Source organism: Pantoea sp. USHLN298 (assembly GCF_037149395.1).
In the GTDB taxonomy this organism is placed as follows: Bacteria; Pseudomonadota; Gammaproteobacteria; order Enterobacterales; family Enterobacteriaceae; genus Pantoea; species Pantoea astica.
The window spans coordinates 745,565-764,292 of sequence record NZ_JBBCRO010000001.1 but is presented as its reverse complement, the minus strand read 5'-3'; the positions used below and the strand labels follow the sequence as shown (position 1 = coordinate 764,292).

Genomic DNA, 18,728 nt, shown 5'->3' with positions numbered 1-18,728 from the left:
AAGGTTCCAGGAGATCGACATTGAAGCCGTTGTATGACGATTTGTGGATCTCAACCCCGGAGTTTCCGGTGGAAGATACCGTTAATGACCTGATGATGCATGGGTTTATGCTGCGTCACCCGCGCGGTAATCTGCTGATTGGCCGGGTGGAAAATCCGCTCGATCATGAAGTGATTGCCGATACCGGCGGCGTGATCCGCCACTATCTGACCCACTGGCATGAATCTGCGCCCGGTACGGCGCTGATCCAGCAGCGCTTCAGCAGCGCGCTCTATTGCCACAGCCGTTCACTGGGTCCGATCAGCCATTTTGCCGAACCCGATGACACCTTTTCCCAGCCGGAGACCCACTTTGGTGATTTCCAGCTGCTGCCCACGCCAGGCCATACGCCGGGCAGCTGCAGTTATCTCTACCGTTCACCGCTCGGCCTGACCTATCTGTTTGTCGGGGATACGGTGACGCGTTCGCACGACCGCTGGATCACCGTGCTGGTGCCGGACAGCAATCCGGCCGAACTGAGCCAGACGCTGGAGTTTTACCGCACGCTGCGGCCCGATGTGGTGCTGATGAGCACCACCCGCGGTCATCTGTCATGGAAAAAAGTGACGCTGCAAAGCTGGCTGGCGGCAATAGATGAAGCGGAGCAGCAGCCGCTGGATCTGCGTCAGCAACCGCTGTTCTGATTACAATATTTTGGTCAGATAATGACGCTGGTGGTGGCGTGGGTAATGATCAAGACTGAAGCGCAGGCTGTAGCCGAGCTTCTCATAGAAAGGACGCGCCTGAAAACTGGCGGTATCCACCTGGGCGTAACGGCAACCGCGCTGGCGCGCTTCCTGTTCTGCCGCCTGAATCAGACGGCTGCCGACGCCCTGCCCGCGCAGCGCATCACCAACCCACAGCATATCGATACGAAGCCAGTTGCCGGCCGTTGAGCCGGTCAGCCCGGCCAGCTTCCTGCCCTGCTCATCACGGATAAAAACGCCGATCGATTTGATCTCATCAACATTAATAAACTTGCTGTTAAACGCCGTCAGGCCCAGCCGGACCTCATCCAGATCCTGGGACGTCACGTTATCGGTGATAGTGAGTTGCATAGCGGCTCCTGTTACGGCGGGTTACGAGTCAGAACGCTGACGATCGTCGTAACGCTCCAGGCTTAACGCCTCGACATCACGCTTTTCGCTGCGGCTACAGGGCACCAGCTTATCGCTATCGCGGTAAACAAAGAAAGTCGCTTCACTGCGCTGGTTGACGATTAACTGATCGCCATTACGAAAGCGGGTGATCGCCACTTTATCGCCCGCCTGTAACCGGGTGCGCTGTTGGCCAGCAGCAATCTGGAAATGGTTCTGCGGCCACATTAAAGTGGTTAAACCATATTCGGCACGCGAAATAGTCATGGTCGGACGACCGGGACAGTTGATTTGAAATTCGCTTTCGCTCCAGGCTGGCGCGACGTGACAGGCCAGCAGGCCCAGCGCAATCAGGGCTGATTTCATCGGTTCTCTCCGCTGAATTGATGATTTTATTAGGGATTTTTTAGCTTAACACATCACAGCAGAGAGAAAAGGCAGCAGAGCAGCGGGAATAAGACCAGTAAAAGATAGAATCTGGCGCAGCGAGAGCAGGAAAGTTGAGAAATTTTGAAGTAAACAGGCCAGCATAACCCTGCGTCATGCTGGCCCATCAGACGTTATTCTGAGGAGACCTCTGCAGCGACTAACATCAGTGCCAGTCCTGCATTTTCGCCGTCGTAGGCCTGCATCGCGGCGCGAATATCAGCAGCGCAACTGACCACCTGGTGCTTTTTATCGCTCTCAAGTTGCTCAATCGCGTGGCGAATAATCATTAGATGTGCTTCTTCTTCGTTCATCATTTATCCCTGGTTTTGCCTAAGTGGTGCGCAAAGAAGCCAAGAATACCGTTTATCTGTTAGCAAAGTCACCCTTTTACATTCCCGTTGCTTAACGATTAAACAAATTGCAAATGGGAAGCGTATCCGGAACTGCTATGATCAAGCTATCCGTGACGTAACCAGATAGAATCTGCGCCACGCGTTTCCCAGGGACTGAAGCAGGTAGAGGATCATGTTGCGACTCAGCATTTTCATATTCATCATACTGATGACTGGATGTTCATCTGGCCCGAAAGGGGTTGAGTGTCCGGGTGAGGTATCGACAATTTATGGTCAGCCGATGGGACAGACGCAGAGCGTTATTTTTGACCTGGTGAGTTCATTCAGCGTCAGCCGCGATGATGTCAGGGTGGAGAGCGGGCCTTTGCAGTCGCTCGATCGTTTTAAATATGTGCCGTCGAGCGTGACGCGTGAAGGTTATTACGCCCAGCGCCTCTCTGATAAGCAGTTCCGCCTGATTAATCCTTATCAAAACACGCAGATTACCTGGACATGTCCATAAGGGATGAATCCTGCTGCCAGATGGTTTATTGTCAGAAAACGTCAAGCAGCAGGTCTCTTTACCATGGAAAAGCGTCTGGATAACAACGGCTACATCGATTTTCCCTTCCCCGCCACGCGTAATGCCGATGGTTCGGTTAATCCCTGTGGTTTCGATCTCACGCTGGAGACCGGCCGGCTGGAGGAGATTGCCGTACTGACGCACTCGGTCAACCTGCGTCGGCTGGTGGAGGAGATCAACCTGCAGGATGGCCTGTTTATGACGCTGGCCTGTGACTGGCAGCAGCAAGCCCATGCGGTGTGCGGCTTTATTGATGTGGCTTTTCGTCCCGATCTGCCGCATCACGGTCACGATGAGGCGTTGCAGCTTGAGGCGCGCTTTAATCACTATCTGGCGGAACAGGAGAAGCTGCATCAGATGGCGCCTGACACGCTGGTAAATTATGCCCGCTCGGTGCTTGACTGGAGCTGGTCGCCGCTGCGTCAGCGGCAGCGCGACTATGAAAAGATCACCATTCAGTTTTATTGCCCGCAGGCTGACGACGCTGAATGGTGCTTTGATCACCTGCGTCATTTTCTGGTGAGCTGGTATCCGGCTTGCGTGGCGTCCCGCTAATCCTGCTTTTATCTGCGCCCGGAGCCGCTATGCGCCCTTTCTGGTTACTTGCTGTGACGTTGTTCTGTTCGCTGTTGTTGACGTCAATCGCACAGGCTGATGAGTGCCGGCAAATCCGGGCTGGCCTTGATATCGGTTCCGGCACGACCAAAATCGCCGTCGCCCGCGTGGATCTCTGCCAGCACCGCATCGAGAAGATGCTCTATCAGGATCAGCGTGCCGTGGCCTGGAACGAGGCGCTGTCGCAGGCCAGCGATAACCAGCTGAGTCCGGCGGTGGTCCGCCAGGGCGAAGTGGCGTTGCAGCAACTGCTGAAAAATGCACAACGTTACCATCCGCAACGCATCACGGGCGTTGCCACGGCGGCGTTTCGCCGCGCCAGTAACGGCCAGGCCGTCATTGAACAGCTGGCCAGCCAGACCGGCACCCGGCTGACCGTGATCTCACAACAGCAGGAAGCGAAGCTGGGTTTTTTGTCGGCGAAAGCGGCACTTAACGATCCGTCCATCCGCGACGAGCAGCTGCTGGTGTGGGATATCGGCGGCGGTTCAATGCAGATGACCGCCTGGCGGCAACAGCAGAATCAGCCGGTTGCGGATATTTATCAGGGCAAGCTCGCCTCGGTAACGCTAAAGAACTTTATTCTGACGGTGCTGAAAAACAGCCCGGACGCCGCATCGCCGAACCCGATTGGCTCATGGCGGCAGACAGTGCTGCGTTTTGTCGAATTGTTTGCCGGTAATGATGTCACGCCGCAAATCCGCCAGGATGTGGCGGGTCGTCAGGTGATTGGCATTGGTGGCGTCCACGGTTTTTCGATCCGTAATCAGCTGCCGGGCAAACCCGATCGTTACAGCTTGTCCCGCCTGAGCGAGTTATCGAAACAGCAGGTCTGGAAGGGCGACAGCGAACTGACGGGCGAATACCGGGCGACCGACGTCAGTAATCTGCTGCTGGTTGAAGGCTATATGCGGGCGCTGAAGATAGACGAGGTAACCGTCGTGAATGCCAGTCTGATTCAGGGCGTGTTGCTGCAATAGCCTGCCAGCATAAAACCGGACGCCGTGCCGGTTTTTCACTTGCGGGCGCGAAGTCAGACGTGCTCAGGGCTTGATCAGACGAATCGCGTGCTCCAGCATCTTTTGCTCGTCGCGATCGCTATGAGCCCGATGCTGACGGGTGCGTTTCAGTACGTCGAAGATTTCATTGCGTTTGGTTTCATGACCACACTCTGCCAGCATAATCACTGCGTCACCAATCACCCGGCACACCTCGTCATAATCGTCTTCTTTCAGTACATCACGTTTCATCGCTTCTCCTCCCGTTACGCCTGATTTCTGTCCAGCTTAACAAAGGCTAGACAGGAAATGCTTAGCCTGCAAATTGAACGCCATTCACAGCCAGAAACGATTTTTACCGCTTCATTTACCGCTAAACGGCGCAGAGTTCGTCATCTTTGCTACGCTTGGAGAGTCTCACTAAAACCAAGGAGCAATAAATGTCAGGAAAAATCGAAGATAAAGTCAAAGAAGCAGCTGGCGCGGTTCAGGAACAATGGGGCGCAGCAACCGGTTCATCTGAGCATCAGGCGAAAGGCGCAGCCCGCCGCTATACCAACCAGGCCAGCTATGCCGCGCGTGATGCTGCGGATTGCATCAAGGATCAGGTTCAGTCCAATCCTTTCGCCGGTCTGGCTGTGGCCGCTGGCGTGGGCGTCTTCATCGGTTTCCTGCTGGGTCGTAAATAATCCGGCAGTTCAGGTGACAGAACGGAAGCCAGTGGCTTCCGTTTTTTTTTGCTGACAATCCCCTCCCTGAGAAATCTCTGAAAAATCAGCCATCTCAAGGCTGAACGTTTTTTTTCAACCAGGCTTAATCGGGTAAGTGCTTACCTATTCTTTCTACTTTCTGAATTAATAAAAAGGTGGTTACATGAAAGCATTCCCTGCCCTGTTGCTGGTTGCAGCAACCCTGACCTCACTGGCAGGCTGTTCACACCGGAGCAGCGCGATTAAAGAAGATGGCCGTCCTCATGCCCCTAGCGGTCAGTCCTCACCTGGCGGCACCCTGGGTTCCGGCCCGGTCGGTCAGCCTCAGTCATAAAACCTCTCCCCGGCACAGTGGCCGGGGAATTTTTTCGGGATAAACAGTGATCTTTGTTAAGCAGACAAGGAGATAAATAACACTCACACTAATAATTACCTCGCTATTAATTACCGGCTAAATAAATATTTTTCCTCATCAAAAAATAAATCGCAGAATCATCCTAATTCTTTTTCTATTATTTTCCTGCTCTGCTGGTCCGTATGTAAAGAATCCGCCTATAAACAGTAAAATTACTGGTTATAACTTCAACACTTCCTCTACGGCCGCTAAAAATAAAGCCATTCAATGAACTTTACCCGCCGCCTTATTATCTAATTCTTCACAACACCTTCTGTTTAATAAAATTAATACGTTCAAGAGAATTCAGACGTGAAGAAAAAAAAGATTTATCTGATAGACCGCTTTTTAACGCTTTATTCTCGATTTTCCGGCCGGAAAAAACCCCATAACCTGCAGGGTCTGACGCCAGAGACGGTCGTCATCTACTCCACCACCGCACTGGGGGATTTCCTGATGAACACCCCGGCGATCTGGAGTCTGAAAAATCGTTTTCCCACCAGTAAATTTATTCTGGTCTCCAGCAAGAAAAATAAAGATTTAGTCACGCGTTATCACTGGTTCGATGATGTCTATATCTGGGATAACAAGATGCTGAATTTTTTACCCTTAATATTCAAACTGCGACGTAAAAAACCCGATTTATCGGTGATATTACACGCCCATTTCCCCTACGACATTTTGAGTTCAGTGATAACCGGTAGCCAGACAATTATCCGTGACCACTATGGCAGCGAATCAGCACTGCTCAATAAACATCTCGATCATTACTCAGGTTATTTCGACGATCACACCATTAAGCGCAAACTGAAACTGGTGGAATCACTGGGTGCCGGGACGTATCAGACAGAGATGCACCTGCCGCCGCAGGAAACTCACACCGCAGCGCCCTGCGCCCATCGGCGGATTGGCTTCCAGTTAGGTGCATCGAAAGATATTCGCCGCTGGCCGCTGGCGCATTTTAGCCAGCTGGCAACGACCTTAGTGGAGACCTGGCCGGACTGTGAGATTATCGTGACCGGCACCGCCGCTGAACAGCCGCTCGAACAGGCATTTATTGACAGCCTGCCGTTGCCATACCGCAAAAATGTGACGCCGATGGCGGGCAAAACCCCGCTTAGTGGGCTGATTACGCTGATCCGCAGCCTGGATTTGCTGGTCACCGGTGATACCGGCCCGCTGCATATTGCCGTTGCGGCGCAGGTTCCTACCGTCAGCCTCTTCTCAACCGCCAATCCGCGCTATACCGGTCCCTGTCAGGACCGCGATCGACATATTATTATTCATCGTCCGGAACGCCACGCCTCACAACATCCGATGGCCTCGATCAAGGCTGAGGAAGTCCATCAGGCTGTGACGCAACTGGTGGGATAATGGCGAAGCCCTGCACACCACAAGCGGTCATCGCGTTAATTGAATATCACAACCAGCCAACGGCATTGGGCTGGTTCCGCAGAACAGATCGCCATAACTTTTACCTGCAGCAGTTGCCGCTGAATGAAGTGGAGTTTGCTCTGCTGATGAGTGATTTCTTTCTGACTTTTGACGTCTGTTCGCAGCACTACGATGAGGATCGCTATTTTCCGGCGTCAGACTCGTTGTTGTCGAGGCTGACCAGACGGATGGGTATAGCATCCCGGCTGGCTTACCACCCGCTGACGGTGGCGATGCTGTGCGAAGCGGCCAGCCTGGGACGCTGGCCTGAGGAAGATTACTGGATAACGGTGCCGACAAAGGCCTCATAGACCTCGCTGCAGCTTAGCGCGGTAACCTGACGTGAAGACGGGTGCAGCACCTGGTGCTTCACCTGCCACGGATGCCAGCAGACCGGATCGCTGTCGCCGAACATCGCCACCACCGGCAGACCGAGCGCGGCACCGATGTGCATCGCACCGCCATCGCTGGTCACCAGGCCCTGACACAGCGACATCGCCGCGATCAGCTGTGGCAGGCTGGTGGTTGCTACCGCTTTCAGCGACAGTTGCGGACAGAGCGCCATAATTTCACTGGCTTTCTCATCATCGCCTGGATGGCGCGGGTTATCGCGACTGCCCGGTGACCATAGCAACATGATCTGGCAGGAATGGCGGGCCGCAAGAGTTTGCGCCAGTTCGGCAAAGCGTTCAGCCGGCCACTGCTGGCTCGGCTTACGGGCGCTGATTTGCAACGCATAAACGGGTCGATCGGCATCGATAGCGTATGTTTTTCGCAGAGCAGCCGCGATGGCGGCATCGGGTTGCAGCGTCAGTCCGCCCGGCGCAGAGACGCTAAGATTGAAGGGGCGCGCTAAACTGAACAGGATTTCGCTGATGTGTCGCTGCCCGGAGGTGTCCGGTGCTAACAGCGTGGTAATCAACGGATGCGGTTCCTGCCCTAACGCAATCACCTGCGCAGGACGTATCATTTTGACCCACTTCAGGCCATGCTGATCCCAGCGGCTTTTCGCCAGAATCACCGCATCGTAATGCTTCTTTTTCAGCGCCAGCATCAGTTTCAGACGCTGCAGCAGACAGGCGACTCTTCCCTGCCCCGCTTCCCGATGATGCGACTTGGTGTAGTAAAACAGGTGCCGGATTTCAGGATTATGCTGCAACACCGGTGCCGCATAGTTGTTCGTTAACACATCAACCTGGTGCTCACCCGACTGGTGCAGCGCGCTAATCAGCGGCGTGGTCAGTAACGTATCGCCAATGTTATCCCGACAAATAATCAAAACCTGCATGTCTGACATCCTTTGCACACCGGGCAGGCCGTTATGCTGGCTAAAAGTGAAGCTCGCCACCCTTATCCCCGAAAGGGATAACCGTGACGGCATAAGTCAGCATTTAGTCAGCGCAGATTGAGGTTGGTTCCGTAGCGGTATCAACAGGAAAAGAGGAGTACAGAGAGGAAAAGCCTCAGCTCAGCGTGCGGCAGGCCTGGGCCAGGAAGCATGCCCCATCCGGCGCTTATCTCCGGCACTCGCAATGGCTTAGCTCTTGAAGGGGCATAAGAATCATCTCATTTCACAGTGCAGCGGGATTAACAATAATTGCGATTATTACTATTACCCTGCTAACAAAAGGTAAACCACCTACTGTTCAGTGATGCCGGATGAGCCATTACTGCATCAGCGCCAGCCGGGGATTAGCGAAAGACTTATTAAATCCTGACGGTTTACAGACGAAATATTCACAGCCTGAAATATAATTAGTTTTTACAGCACACTTTGCTATTGAAAATATTTTATATTCGGATGCAAATCCGCTATTAAATACAATTATTAAACTTCACTTCTCAAATAAAACTGATCGTTTGTCAGGATTTAAAAATTAAAATGCCGGTGTATATTGCTTTCGGCTACTCCTCCCTATGGCAAACTTAGATAAGGATCATCATGAAAAAAATCACAGTTTCTTTAATTACACTTGCCCTTCTGTTACCCGCCGTTAGCTTTGCAAGTAATGGATTTTATCCCAGCGGTCATAGCGAATCTCATCGGCATGAAAAGGAAAAAAAACCAGGCAGTCACGATGCCCGCCTGAAAAGGATTGACCACAAAAAAACGACTCAACACCACGATCGCTGGGATCATAAAAATAATAAGCACCTTACCAGACACAGCGATCATAAATAATCAGAAGTGAAGGATGCTCACCGGAAACGGTGGGCATCCTGAGTCAATACAAATGCAGACAATTGAATCAACCTTTATCGCCTTCCAGGGATCAATAGCTGTTCAAAATCCGCTTTTCGCATAACATGAAATTTTATAAATGCAATAGTAAAACAGATCCACTGGATAACTTTCGGAATTAATCCATTCAGGCAGGACAGAAAATGATTAGAAAGTTTTTAATCTTAAATTTATAATTAAAAACAGTCATGTCTTACCAGATTCACTCAAAGCCGCTTTCCCTGGTGTTAGCCATATTGGCAACCCCACTTTAGTCCGACAGTCACTAACGGCTACTAAGTGGGGATTTTTTTTATCCGGTAAAAGCTGACACCTTATCTGCCCTGGTGTTACCCCCACATTTAGCGAAATGATCGCATTCATCCCGGTCAATTTTAATAACCAGTAACTAAAATAACTTAGTGAGACTATTAAAAGTACATGGATAGCGGGATATTGCCGGACCGCTTTTCTGATCGGATCATTACTGACGCTAAGAAGTGCTCTGTTGCGGCTTCCTGCGCAAGCATGGCGCTCTGGAATCATTTGGCCCGCGCGGTCTATCCTAAGCTCACCAGCGGCTTCTGACGCTGAAGCCGCTGGTGCAAGGCGCTATTGATGCGCCTGATACCGATATAGCTGATGCTTATCCTACCTCCTGCCAGCAATGTCGGTGGGGAAGCTGGCTGAGGATTTGATGCTGACGTGATACATACCGTGGCTGACCCACGATGCTTATTATGGTGCGACTTTCGTTTATGCTCGCCATCTCTGTAAAAATTATGGCGTAGCCTGAATAACCGCTGTCTGTATCGTTCTGGCGAGGCGCCTGACTTAATAGCCTGGCTAAAATGTTCGTATCAGCCAGACCGCACGGCCTTAATTAATTGATCGAAGTTCTTCATCCTTTCAATGAAGCTCTTTTCATCCTGATTGAAGTGATGCCTGGCTGAAACACTTTCACGATCGGTAGAGCGTTCTGACAAAATGAAAAACTTCTTGTCTACGCCTTTCAGGAAGTAGGTTCGCTTAGGGCTGTCAGTGCCAATCTCAATGAGACAATAAGGCGATCGTATCAATGTCTTCAGCGAAGTTCTGACAGAATTAACCGCATAATCAGGATAATGTTCTCTGACAAGATGATGCATTTCAGCTTCAGTAAGAGATTTACCCATAATTAACTTAGCCAGCTGCGCTGAGTTGATATTCACCCTATTCTGCATGCACCTTCTCCTTGTTATTTTCACCACGCGTGCCTCCGGCAAACGTCTGCTCCCTGCTTTACTCAGTCGTCGCACCGTCAAAACTGCGGGGATCGATCACTGGCCGGGTTCCTGTCATTTATCGCCCGTCAGTGTAGCGCCACCCCAAAACATTGCCGTGAGGCAGACAACATTTAATTGGCTGCGAAAGCCATTTAAACGGATATCACACTTATCGCTCATCTTACCGCCTGCCATCAGATCCTGTTTCAGTTATTGATGCTCTATGGGTACCCTTTTTTTTTGAGCCAGGCAGTCAGTTCAGTCATTACAACAATGTTAAATCAACGATTCGGTATCAGGACAGCCAGATGATTAACTCATGTGTAAACCCTGTTCGCAGACAGAGAGGTTAAGCCGTTAATAATAAAACGGTCAGCTGCTGAAAGTCACAAAGAGAGTCGCGGTTGTATTAATAGATCAGGCTGACTGCCTGCAATCTGACCCCTTCTGCAATACAGGAGAGGTTAATCCGCAACCGGAAAGCGGATTTGGGCAACATCAGGATAAAAAAAAGCCAGCACGAGACGGTGCTGGCTGTGTGCTACTTAGATCCGATTACATATTTTCGATGATCGCATCACCAAACTCTGAACATTTCAGCAGTTTAGCGCCTTCCATCAGACGTTCGAAATCGTAAGTCACGGTTTTGTTAGCGATAGCGCCTTCAACACCTTTAACAATCAGGTCTGCCGCTTCGAACCATTCCATGTGACGCAGCATCATTTCTGCTGACAGGATGACGGAACCTGGGTTCACTTTATCCTGACCAGCATATTTAGGAGCTGTACCATGGGTCGCTTCGAACAGCGCGCACTCATCACCAATGTTAGCGCCTGGTGCGATACCGATACCGCCAACCTGCGCCGCCAGGGCGTCAGAGATGTAGTCACCGTTCAGGTTCATACAGGCGATAACGTCATATTCAGCCGGACGCAGCAGGATCTGTTGCAGGAACGCATCGGCAATCACATCTTTAACGATGATCTCTTTACCGGTGTTCGGGTTTTTGAACTTCATCCACGGGCCGCCGTCGATCAGTTCGCCGCCGAACTCTTCTTTCACTAACTGGTATCCCCAGTCTTTGAAAGAGCCTTCGGTGAACTTCATGATGTTGCCTTTGTGAACCAGCGTCAGGGAATCGCGATCGTTGGTGATGGTGTATTCCACTGCCGCACGGACCAGGCGTTTGGTCCCTTCTTCCGAGCACGGCTTAACACCGATACCACACTGCTCAGGGAAGCGAATTTTCTTCACGCCCATCTCTTCGCGCAGGAACTTGATCACTTTGTCTGCTTCAGCAGAGCCCGCTTTCCACTCGATACCGGCATAGATATCTTCGGAGTTCTCACGGAAGATCACCATGTCGGTCTCTTCAGGACGTTTAACCGGGCTTGGCGTGCCTTTGTAGTAACGTACCGGACGCAGGCAGACGTAGAGGTCCAGCTCCTGACGCAGAGCAACGTTCAGTGAACGAATACCGCCGCCGACCGGCGTGGTCAGTGGGCCTTTGATGGCAACGCGATATTCTTTAATTAAGTCGAGAGTTTCCTGTGGCAGCCAGACATCCTGACCATAAAGTTCCACGGATTTCTCACCGGTGTAGATCTCCATCCAGGAGATTTTACGCTCGCCGTTGTAGGCTTTCTTCACCGCAGCGTCGACCACTTTCAGCATCACTGGTGAAACATCAACGCCGATACCGTCACCCTCAATGTAAGGAATGACCGGATTGTTTGGCACTGTAAGCTTGCCCTGATTCAGGGTGATTTTCTGACCTTCCGCCGGAACAACTACTTTGCTTTCCATTAACCTCTCCTGGGCGTTTGTTAATGATTTGTAAGATGCGGGTCAATACTACTTGAATATTTCCGTCACGCCAATCACCGCAATTTCGCGTTATAATGCGCCCATTGTTTCTGACTGCAAAGCCCATGCGAAAAACTTCTCAACGAATTCACCAGGATAAACGATTCAGCCGCCCGACGCGTGATGCGCGGCCTGCGCCTGTCCGCACTGCCGACCCGCGCCGCGTGCTGCTGTTTAACAAACCCTTCGATGTTTTGCCACAATTCACCGATGAGGCGGGCCGCCGCACGCTAAAAGATTTCATCAGCGTGGCCGGGGTTTATGCCGCGGGCCGTCTCGATCGCGACAGCGAAGGCCTGATGGTGCTGACCAATGATGGGGCCTTGCAGGCCAGGCTGACTCAGCCCGGCAAACGCACCGGCAAGATCTACTATGTTCAGGTGGAAGGTGCGCCGCAGGAAGCGGACCTGCAACCCTTGCGGAATGGGGTTAATCTGAAAGATGGCCCGACGCTGCCGGCACAGGTCGAGAAAGTCGCCGAACCAGAGTGGCTCTGGCCACGCCAGCCGCCGATTCGCGAGCGCAAAAATATCCCGACCCAGTGGCTGAAAGTGACGCTGTATGAGGGCCGCAATCGCCAGTTGCGCCGGATGACGGCGCATATCGGCTTTCCGACGCTGCGGCTGATCCGTTATGCGATGGGCGGCTATACGCTCGATAATCTGGCGCCCGGAGAGTGGCGCGATGCAGACGACAGTCCGGCCTGAGAATGTCTTTTTTTCATAACGTCAGGTTAACAATTGCGGAGGATCGATGTTTAAACCTCATGTCACGGTCGCCTGCTTAGTGCAGGCGCAAGGTGAGCTGCTGGTGGTCGAAGAAACCATTAATGGCCAGCCGACCTGGAACCAGCCCGCCGGTCATCTGGAAGCGGATGAAACGCTGCAGCAAGCGGCGCAACGTGAATTAGCCGAAGAGACCGGTATCGTGGCAGAGATGGACTATTTCATCACCGTTCACCAGTGGATAGCGCCTGATAATACGCCTTTTGTGCGTTTTCTGTTTGGACTCGATCTGGCTGAAAAGCAGCCAACCCAGCCGCAGGATAGTGATATCGATTGCTGCTGGTGGTTGCCGCCAGCGCAGATTCTTACCGCGTCTAACCTCCGTTCACCGCTGGTCGCTGAGAGCGTGCGTCTCTGGCAGCAAGGGGCGCGCTATCCGTTACATCTGGTCAGCGCGTTCCGCTGGCCGTTTCATGAGGGTGCGCGCCCGCCTTCTGCATGGTAGAATGCGCCGCCTGTTTTTTTATCGTTATGCGAGCGTGTCATGTCTGACAACAGCCAGAAAAAAGTGATCGTCGGTATGTCCGGCGGCGTCGATTCTTCCGTTTCCGCCTGGTTACTGCAGCAGCAGGGTTACCAGGTTGAAGGCCTGTTCATGAAGAACTGGGAGGAGGACGATGGCGAGGAATATTGTACTGCCGCGGACGATCTGGCGGATGCGCAAGCGGTGTGCGACAAGCTGGGTATTAAGCTGCATAAGGTGAACTTTGCGGCTGAATACTGGGATAACGTCTTTGAGCATTTCCTCGAAGAGTACAAAGCGGGTCGTACGCCGAACCCCGATATTCTGTGCAACAAAGAGATCAAATTCAAAGCGTTCCTTGAGTTCGCGGCTGAAGATCTCGGCGCGGACTTTATCGCCACCGGCCACTACGTGCGTCGTCACGACGTGGATGGTCAGAGCCAGCTGCTGCGCGGTCTGGATGGCAACAAAGATCAGAGCTACTTCCTCTACACCCTGAGCCACCAGCAGATTGCTCAGAGCCTGTTCCCGGTCGGCGAACTGGAAAAACCGGAAGTGCGCCGCATCGCCGAACAGCTGGATTTAATTACCGCGAAAAAGAAAGATTCCACCGGTATCTGTTTTATCGGCGAGCGCAAATTCCGCGACTTCCTGGCACGTTATCTGCCGGCGCAGCCCGGTGAGATCGAGACCGTGGACGGCCAGATCGTTGGCGAGCATCAGGGTCTGATGTATCACACGCTGGGGCAACGCAAAGGTCTGGGCATCGGCGGTCTGAAAGAGAGCAAAGATGATCCCTGGTATGTGGTCGACAAAGATGTGGCGCGCAACCGCCTGATTGTCGCCCAGGGCGGCGATCATCCGCGTCTGATGTCTGTGGGTCTGATTGCACAGCAATTGCACTGGGTTGATCGTCAGCCGATCACCGCCCCGCTACGCTGTACGGTCAAAACCCGTTATCGTCAGACCGACATCCCGTGTGAGATCATCCCTCACGGCGAAGACCGGATTGAAGTGCGCTTTGATGAGCCCGTTGCGGCCGTCACGCCCGGACAATCTGCCGTGTTCTATCTGGGCGACGTCTGCCTGGGTGGCGGCATCATTGAAGAGCGCCTGCCGTTAGTGGCGAAATAAGCCGCCCTGACCCGGCGTTCATGACGCGTAAACAGGAGTAACCGTGGCGAAGAATTATCAGGAAATCACACTGGCGCTGGCGGGCATCTGTCAGTCAGCCCATCTGGTGCAGCAGCTGGCCCAGCAGGGTCATTGTCAGCCGGAGGCGTTTACCGTGACGTTGCGCAGCGTACTGGATCTCAATCCCAGCTCGACGCTGGCGGTGTTCGGTAACAATGAAGCCAACCTGCGCCTCGGTCTTGAAACCCTGATGGCGGTGCTCAACAGCAGCAGTCGCCAGGGCGCGGGCGCAGAACTGACGCGTTACACCCTCAGCATGATGGTGCTGGAGCGTAAGCTCAGCGCCAATAAATCCGCGATGGCGACGCTGGCCCAGCGTATCAGCCAGCTCGACCGTCAGCTGGCGCATTATGAACTGGAGTCCGATACCATTCTCAGCGCCATGGCGGGTATCTACGTGGACGTCATCAGCCCGTTAGGCCCGCGCATTCAGGTCACCGGATCGCCCACCGTGCTGCAGAACCCGCAGTTGCAGAGTAAAGTCCGTGCCACACTGTTAGCCGGCATTCGTGCCGCGGTATTGTGGCAGCAGGTCGGCGGTGGCCGTCTGCAACTGATGTTCTCGCGCCAGCGTTTGCTGCGTGAGGCCAAGACCCTATTATCCCGGCTGCCACTGACTTATTAAGTCGGTGCGGCAAAACACTGTTAAATGATTCAGGAGTTGCACTGATGGAATTATCCTCTCTGACCGCCGTCTCACCTGTCGATGGTCGTTACGGCGATAAAGTCAGCCCGCTGCGTGCGATTTTCAGCGAATTTGGTTTGCTGAAATTCCGCGTTGAGGTTGAAGTTCGCTGGTTACAAAAACTGGCCGCGACCGCAGAGATCAAGGAAGTTCCTGCATTTGATGCCGACGCAAACGCTTTCCTCGATGCGATTGTCAGCAACTTTTCAGAAGATGATGCAGCGCGTATCAAAACTATTGAGCGCACCACCAACCACGACGTGAAAGCGGTTGAATATTTCCTGAAAGAGAAAGTGGCGGACGTACCTGCTCTGCACGCGGTCTCTGAGTTCATTCACTTCGCCTGCACCTCCGAAGATATCAATAACCTCTCTCACGCACTGATGCTGGAAACCGCCCGTCGCGACGTGATCCTGCCTTACTGGCAGCAGCTGATCGCCGCCGTGAAAGGCCTGGCGAATGAATACCGCGATATCCCGCTGTTGTCCCGTACGCACGGTCAGCCTGCGACGCCCTCCACCATGGGTAAAGAGATGGCGAACGTCGCTTACCGTCTGGAACGTCAGCTGCGTCAGCTGAACCAGATCGAGGTGCTGGGTAAAATCAACGGCGCCGTCGGTAACTATAACGCCCACATTGCTGCCTATCCGGAAGTGGACTGGCATCAGCTGAGCGAGCGCTTTGTGACCTCGCTGGGTATCAGCTGGAACCCCTACACCACCCAGATTGAGCCGCACGACTACATTGCAGAGATGTTCGACTGTATTGCCCGCTTTAACACCATCCTGATCGATTTCGATCGGGATATCTGGGGCTACGTGGCGCTGAATCACTTTAAACAGAAAACCATTGCCGGCGAAATCGGCTCTTCCACCATGCCGCACAAGGTGAACCCGATCGATTTCGAAAACTCCGAAGGCAATCTGGGACTGGCCAACGCAGTGATGCAGCATCTGGCCAGCAAACTGCCGGTATCACGCTGGCAGCGTGACCTGACCGATTCCACCGTGCTGCGTAACCTCGGCGTCGGCATCGGCTATGCACTGATCGCCTATCAGGCGACGCTGAAAGGCATTTCGAAGCTGGAAGTGAACCGTGACCGTCTGCTGGACGAGCTGGATCACAACTGGGAAGTGCTGGCGGAACCGATCCAGACGGTGATGCGCCGTTACGGCATCGAGAAGCCTTACGAGAAGCTGAAAGAGCTGACGCGCGGCAAGCGAGTGGATGCAGCAGGCATGCAGGCCTTTATCGACAGCCTGGCACTGCCGGAAGAAGAAAAAGTGCGTCTGAAGCAGATGACGCCAGCAAACTATCTCGGTCGGGCTATCCAGATGGTTGACGATCTGAAATAATCCCCTCCGCAGGCCGGTTCAGGCCGGCCTGCGTTAACATCTTGTTTAGTTCATTTCGCGTATACTTTCTTCAATTTGACTCATTCAGATAGTAAGGAATTCCTATGCGTGTTCTGGTTGTGGAAGACAATGCCCTGCTGCGCCATCATCTCGCCGTCCAGTTACGTGATATGGGCCACCAGGTTGATGCTGCCGAAGACGCCAAAGAAGCCGACTATTTTCTTCGCGAGCACCTGCCCGACATTGCGCTGGTCGATTTAGGCCTGCCTGATGAAGATGGCATGTCACTGATCCGTCGCTGGCGCAGCGATGCCGTACGGCAGCCCATTCTGGTGCTGACCGCTCGCGAAGGCTGGCAGGCTAAAGTGGAGGCGCTGGAAGCCGGTGCCGATGATTACGTCACCAAGCCGTTCCATATTGAAGAAGTGGCGGCGCGGCTGCAGGCGCTGATGCGCCGTAACAGCGGTCACGCCTCGCAGATTATCGACATGGCGCCGTTTCAGGTTGATTTGTCACGTCGCGAACTGACGGTGAATGAGCAGCCGGTTAAACTCACGGCCTTTGAATACACCATCGTGGAAACCCTGATTCGTAACGCCGGCAAAGTGGTGAGTAAAGACTCGCTGATGCTGCAACTCTATCCCGACGCTGAACTGCGCGAAAGCCACACCATCGACGTGCTGATGGGTCGCCTGCGCAAAAAAATTCTCGCGTTGCATCCCGCTGAAGTCATTGCCACCGTCCGTGGCCAGGGTTACCGCTTTGATCTCTGACCATGTCCTGGTTTAATCGTTATCGCCCGATTTCGCTGCGCGCCCGTTTTCTGTTGGCCTCCGCAGCGATTGTCCTGTTCCTCTCCCTCTCCTATGGCATGGTCGCCGTGATTGGCTATGTGGTGAGCTTCGATAAAAACACCTATCGGGTCATGCGCGGTGAAAGCAATCTGTTCTTTACGCTGGCGCAGTGGCATGACAATCGGCTCACCATTGCCCAGCCGGAACGGATGACGCTTAACTTCCCGACACTGGTGTTCATTTATGACGAGCACGGCAAGCTGCTGTGGCAGCAACGCGACGTGCCGGAGATCCGCCAGAAGATCCGGCGTGACTGGCTGATAAAGCCCGACTTCTATGAAATTGATACCAGCAACGGCACCAGCCTGGCGGCGATGGGGGATAACCTGAGTGCCAAACGGCGACTGCACGCCTGGGATACCGACAGTGATGACACCTTCACCCACTCGGTCGCGGTTAACCGCTATGACGCTACCACCAATCTGCCGGCGCTGACCATTGTGGTGGTCGACTCGATCCCGCAGGAGCTGCAGCATTCGGACGTAGTCTGGTCGTGGTTCAGCTATGTGCTGGCGGCGAATCTGATCCTGATTGTGCCGCTGCTCTGGCTGGCGGCGCACTGGAGCCTGCGCCCCATCGGCGCACTGACTCAGCAGGTGCGGGAACTGGAGACCAGCCAGCGCGAAAAGCTGGATGACAATCCGCCGCAGGAGCTGCGCAGTCTGGTACGCAACCTGAATCTGTTGCTGACTAACGAACGACAGCGCTACACCCGCTATCGCACCACGCTTTCAGATCTGACGCACAGCCTGAAAACCCCGCTGGCGGTACTGCAGAGTACCCTGCGATCGCTGCGCAGCGGCAAAGAGCTGACGGTTGAGGAAGCTGAGCCGGTGATGCTGGAGCAGATCAGCCGCATCTCGCAGCAGGTCGGTTATTACCTGCATCGCGCCAGTATGCAGGCCGATCATAATCCGCTGCAGCGCGACCTGCATTCGGTATCCGGGCTGCTCGACAGCCTCTGTTCGGCGCTGAATAAGGTCTATCAACGCAAAGGCGTGGCTATCACGCTGGATATCTCCCCGGAACTCACTTTCGTCGGCGATCAGAATGATTTCATGGAAGTGATGGGTAACGTGCTGGATAACGCCTGTAAATATTGCCTGGAGTTTATTGAAGTCAGCGCTTATCAGAGCGAGAAAGCGCTACATCTCTATATTGATGATGACGGTCCCGGCATCCCGGAGAGCAAGCGCGATCTGGTGTTTGTCCGCGGTCAGCGCGCCGATACGCTCCGTCCGGGTCAGGGACTTGGGCTGGCGGTGGCACTGGATATCCTGGAGCAATATGCAGGTAAGGTCATCGCCTCCAGCAGCGCGCTGGGTGGCACCCGAATGGAAGTGGTGTTTCAGCGCCAGGAAGTCGAACATCGCCGCGAGTAGAAACCGGTCCGGGCTGTTATACTTGCT

At 53.5% G+C, this 18,728-nt stretch carries 23 protein-coding genes; 16 read left to right on the top strand and 7 right to left on the bottom strand.

The genetic code is table 11. The features are described 5' to 3' along the window. The first annotated feature begins 20 nt into the window (after positions 1-20). On the top strand, positions 21-683 hold the full coding sequence (locus WFK59_RS03700; protein WP_233984578.1) for an MBL fold metallo-hydrolase: 663 nt from the start codon (positions 21-23) through the stop codon (positions 681-683). Here WFK59_RS03700 and WFK59_RS03695 read toward each other — a convergent pair whose 3' ends face one another. The 3 genes from WFK59_RS03695 to WFK59_RS03685 form a co-directional block, all read right to left on the bottom strand. Then, on the bottom strand, positions 684-1,097 hold the full coding sequence (locus tag WFK59_RS03695; protein WP_233984579.1) for a GNAT family N-acetyltransferase: 414 nt from the start codon (positions 1,095-1,097) through the stop codon (positions 684-686). It lies immediately after the preceding gene. Between the two features lie 21 nt (positions 1,098-1,118). After that, a complete protein-coding gene (locus tag WFK59_RS03690; RefSeq protein ID WP_233984580.1) occupies positions 1,119-1,502 on the bottom strand; it encodes a hypothetical protein in 384 nt (127 codons plus the stop codon). 194 nt (positions 1,503-1,696) lie between these two features. Beyond that, complete coding sequence (locus WFK59_RS03685; protein ID WP_233988194.1) at positions 1,697-1,876, bottom strand: hypothetical protein; 180 nt, start codon at positions 1,874-1,876, stop codon at positions 1,697-1,699. Positions 1,877-2,090: 214 nt separating this feature from the next. Between WFK59_RS03685 and WFK59_RS03680 the strand changes: the two genes are divergently transcribed. From WFK59_RS03680 to WFK59_RS03670, 3 genes are all read left to right on the top strand, one after another. Next, positions 2,091-2,420: a hypothetical protein gene (locus tag WFK59_RS03680; protein ID WP_233984581.1), complete on the top strand. Its 330-nt coding sequence runs from the start codon at positions 2,091-2,093 to the stop codon at positions 2,418-2,420. Between the two features lie 63 nt (positions 2,421-2,483). Continuing rightward, on the top strand, positions 2,484-3,035 hold the full coding sequence (locus WFK59_RS03675) for a hypothetical protein (protein WP_336755027.1): 552 nt from the start codon (positions 2,484-2,486) through the stop codon (positions 3,033-3,035). A 29-nt stretch (positions 3,036-3,064) separates the two neighbouring features. Next, on the top strand, positions 3,065-4,075 hold the full coding sequence (locus tag WFK59_RS03670; RefSeq protein WP_336755026.1) for a Ppx/GppA phosphatase family protein: 1,011 nt from the start codon (positions 3,065-3,067) through the stop codon (positions 4,073-4,075). A 63-nt stretch (positions 4,076-4,138) separates the two neighbouring features. Here the strand turns inward: WFK59_RS03670 and WFK59_RS03665 are convergent, their stop codons facing one another. Continuing rightward, positions 4,139-4,345 carry a DUF2767 family protein gene (locus WFK59_RS03665; RefSeq protein WP_233984584.1) on the bottom strand — a complete coding sequence of 69 codons (207 nt, stop codon included), beginning with the start codon at positions 4,343-4,345 and terminating at the stop codon, positions 4,139-4,141. A 188-nt stretch (positions 4,346-4,533) separates the two neighbouring features. Between WFK59_RS03665 and WFK59_RS03660 the strand changes: the two genes are divergently transcribed. The 4 genes from WFK59_RS03660 (at position 4,534) to WFK59_RS03645 (ending at position 6,942) form a co-directional block, all read left to right on the top strand. Then, entirely contained in the window at positions 4,534-4,782 is a 249-nt protein-coding gene (locus WFK59_RS03660; RefSeq protein ID WP_233984585.1) for a DUF883 family protein, read from the top strand. 184 nt (positions 4,783-4,966) lie between these two features. Next, the gene (locus WFK59_RS03655) at positions 4,967-5,137 is read left to right on the top strand and encodes a hypothetical protein (protein WP_233984586.1); all 171 of its coding nucleotides are present in this window, start codon (positions 4,967-4,969) and stop codon (positions 5,135-5,137) included. A gap of 372 nt (positions 5,138-5,509) precedes the next feature. Continuing rightward, positions 5,510-6,571 (top strand): glycosyltransferase family 9 protein, encoded by a 1,062-nt coding sequence (locus tag WFK59_RS03650; RefSeq protein ID WP_233984587.1) that lies wholly within the window; start codon positions 5,510-5,512, stop codon positions 6,569-6,571. Further along, a complete protein-coding gene (locus WFK59_RS03645) occupies positions 6,571-6,942 on the top strand; it encodes a DUF1493 family protein (protein ID WP_336755025.1) in 372 nt (123 codons plus the stop codon). Before WFK59_RS03650 ends, WFK59_RS03645 begins: the two co-directional genes overlap by 1 nt. On the opposite strand, the gene WFK59_RS03640 is transcribed toward WFK59_RS03645, so the two are convergent. Then, positions 6,909-7,919: a glycosyltransferase family 9 protein gene (locus WFK59_RS03640; protein WP_336755024.1), complete on the bottom strand. Its 1,011-nt coding sequence runs from the start codon at positions 7,917-7,919 to the stop codon at positions 6,909-6,911. The two genes, WFK59_RS03645 and WFK59_RS03640, sit on opposite strands and share 34 nt — an antisense overlap. A 654-nt stretch (positions 7,920-8,573) precedes the next feature. Here WFK59_RS03640 and WFK59_RS03635 point away from each other — a divergent pair. Beyond that, the gene (locus WFK59_RS03635; RefSeq protein WP_233984590.1) at positions 8,574-8,813 is read left to right on the top strand and encodes a hypothetical protein; all 240 of its coding nucleotides are present in this window, start codon (positions 8,574-8,576) and stop codon (positions 8,811-8,813) included. An 899-nt stretch (positions 8,814-9,712) separates the two neighbouring features. On the opposite strand, the gene WFK59_RS03630 is transcribed toward WFK59_RS03635, so the two are convergent. Together WFK59_RS03630 and icd are read right to left on the bottom strand one after the other, a co-directional pair. Further along, entirely contained in the window at positions 9,713-10,075 is a 363-nt protein-coding gene (locus tag WFK59_RS03630; RefSeq protein ID WP_336755023.1) for a hypothetical protein, read from the bottom strand. Between the two features lie 597 nt (positions 10,076-10,672). Next, positions 10,673-11,923, bottom strand: coding sequence for an NADP-dependent isocitrate dehydrogenase (icd, locus tag WFK59_RS03625; protein ID WP_336755022.1), 1,251 nt, complete (start codon positions 11,921-11,923; stop codon positions 10,673-10,675). A gap of 95 nt (positions 11,924-12,018) precedes the next feature. Here icd and rluE point away from each other — a divergent pair, with 95 nt between their 5' ends. From rluE to phoQ, 7 genes are all read left to right on the top strand, one after another. After that, complete coding sequence (gene rluE / locus WFK59_RS03620) at positions 12,019-12,690, top strand: 23S rRNA pseudouridine(2457) synthase RluE (RefSeq protein ID WP_336755021.1); 672 nt, start codon at positions 12,019-12,021, stop codon at positions 12,688-12,690. Positions 12,691-12,736: 46 nt separating this feature from the next. Next, a complete protein-coding gene (locus WFK59_RS03615; protein WP_233984594.1) occupies positions 12,737-13,213 on the top strand; it encodes an NUDIX domain-containing protein in 477 nt (158 codons plus the stop codon). Between the two features lie 39 nt (positions 13,214-13,252). After that, on the top strand, positions 13,253-14,365 hold the full coding sequence (mnmA, locus tag WFK59_RS03610) for a tRNA 2-thiouridine(34) synthase MnmA (RefSeq protein ID WP_233984595.1): 1,113 nt from the start codon (positions 13,253-13,255) through the stop codon (positions 14,363-14,365). A gap of 43 nt (positions 14,366-14,408) precedes the next feature. Further along, positions 14,409-15,050: a high frequency lysogenization protein HflD gene (gene hflD, locus WFK59_RS03605; RefSeq protein ID WP_233984596.1), complete on the top strand. Its 642-nt coding sequence runs from the start codon at positions 14,409-14,411 to the stop codon at positions 15,048-15,050. 44 nt (positions 15,051-15,094) lie between these two features. Then, positions 15,095-16,465 carry an adenylosuccinate lyase gene (gene purB / locus WFK59_RS03600; protein WP_336755019.1) on the top strand — a complete coding sequence of 457 codons (1,371 nt, stop codon included), beginning with the start codon at positions 15,095-15,097 and terminating at the stop codon, positions 16,463-16,465. Between the two features lie 104 nt (positions 16,466-16,569). Continuing rightward, a complete protein-coding gene (gene phoP, locus WFK59_RS03595; RefSeq protein ID WP_233984598.1) occupies positions 16,570-17,238 on the top strand; it encodes a two-component system response regulator PhoP in 669 nt (222 codons plus the stop codon). Between the two features lie 2 nt (positions 17,239-17,240). Continuing rightward, positions 17,241-18,701 (top strand): two-component system sensor histidine kinase PhoQ, encoded by a 1,461-nt coding sequence (phoQ, locus tag WFK59_RS03590; protein WP_233984599.1) that lies wholly within the window; start codon positions 17,241-17,243, stop codon positions 18,699-18,701. Positions 18,702-18,728 lie beyond the last annotated feature (27 nt).

What these genes read in the sequence shown, in the direction of transcription:
- WFK59_RS03695 (WP_233984579.1), bottom strand. Translation starts at nt 1,097, where the DNA reads ATGCAACTCACTATCACCGATAACGTGACGTCCCAGGATCTGGATGAG.
- WFK59_RS03690 (WP_233984580.1), bottom strand. Translation starts at nt 1,502, where the DNA reads ATGAAATCAGCCCTGATTGCGCTGGGCCTGCTGGCCTGTCACGTCGCG.
- WFK59_RS03685 (WP_233988194.1), bottom strand. Translation starts at nt 1,876, where the DNA reads ATGAACGAAGAAGAAGCACATCTAATGATTATTCGCCACGCGATTGAG.
- WFK59_RS03680 (WP_233984581.1), top strand. Translation starts at nt 2,091, where the DNA reads ATGTTGCGACTCAGCATTTTCATATTCATCATACTGATGACTGGATGT.
- WFK59_RS03675 (WP_336755027.1), top strand. Translation starts at nt 2,484, where the DNA reads ATGGAAAAGCGTCTGGATAACAACGGCTACATCGATTTTCCCTTCCCC.
- WFK59_RS03670 (WP_336755026.1), top strand. Translation starts at nt 3,065, where the DNA reads ATGCGCCCTTTCTGGTTACTTGCTGTGACGTTGTTCTGTTCGCTGTTG.
- WFK59_RS03665 (WP_233984584.1), bottom strand. Translation starts at nt 4,345, where the DNA reads ATGAAACGTGATGTACTGAAAGAAGACGATTATGACGAGGTGTGCCGG.
- WFK59_RS03660 (WP_233984585.1), top strand. Translation starts at nt 4,534, where the DNA reads ATGTCAGGAAAAATCGAAGATAAAGTCAAAGAAGCAGCTGGCGCGGTT.
- WFK59_RS03655 (WP_233984586.1), top strand. Translation starts at nt 4,967, where the DNA reads ATGAAAGCATTCCCTGCCCTGTTGCTGGTTGCAGCAACCCTGACCTCA.
- WFK59_RS03645 (WP_336755025.1), top strand. Translation starts at nt 6,571, where the DNA reads ATGGCGAAGCCCTGCACACCACAAGCGGTCATCGCGTTAATTGAATAT.
- WFK59_RS03640 (WP_336755024.1), bottom strand. Translation starts at nt 7,919, where the DNA reads ATGCAGGTTTTGATTATTTGTCGGGATAACATTGGCGATACGTTACTG.
- WFK59_RS03635 (WP_233984590.1), top strand. Translation starts at nt 8,574, where the DNA reads ATGAAAAAAATCACAGTTTCTTTAATTACACTTGCCCTTCTGTTACCC.
- WFK59_RS03630 (WP_336755023.1), bottom strand. Translation starts at nt 10,075, where the DNA reads ATGCAGAATAGGGTGAATATCAACTCAGCGCAGCTGGCTAAGTTAATT.
- icd (WP_336755022.1), bottom strand. Translation starts at nt 11,923, where the DNA reads ATGGAAAGCAAAGTAGTTGTTCCGGCGGAAGGTCAGAAAATCACCCTG.
- rluE (WP_336755021.1), top strand. Translation starts at nt 12,019, where the DNA reads ATGCGCCCATTGTTTCTGACTGCAAAGCCCATGCGAAAAACTTCTCAA.
- WFK59_RS03615 (WP_233984594.1), top strand. Translation starts at nt 12,737, where the DNA reads ATGTTTAAACCTCATGTCACGGTCGCCTGCTTAGTGCAGGCGCAAGGT.
- mnmA (WP_233984595.1), top strand. Translation starts at nt 13,253, where the DNA reads ATGTCTGACAACAGCCAGAAAAAAGTGATCGTCGGTATGTCCGGCGGC.
- purB (WP_336755019.1), top strand. Translation starts at nt 15,095, where the DNA reads ATGGAATTATCCTCTCTGACCGCCGTCTCACCTGTCGATGGTCGTTAC.
- phoP (WP_233984598.1), top strand. Translation starts at nt 16,570, where the DNA reads ATGCGTGTTCTGGTTGTGGAAGACAATGCCCTGCTGCGCCATCATCTC.
- phoQ (WP_233984599.1), top strand. Translation starts at nt 17,241, where the DNA reads ATGTCCTGGTTTAATCGTTATCGCCCGATTTCGCTGCGCGCCCGTTTT.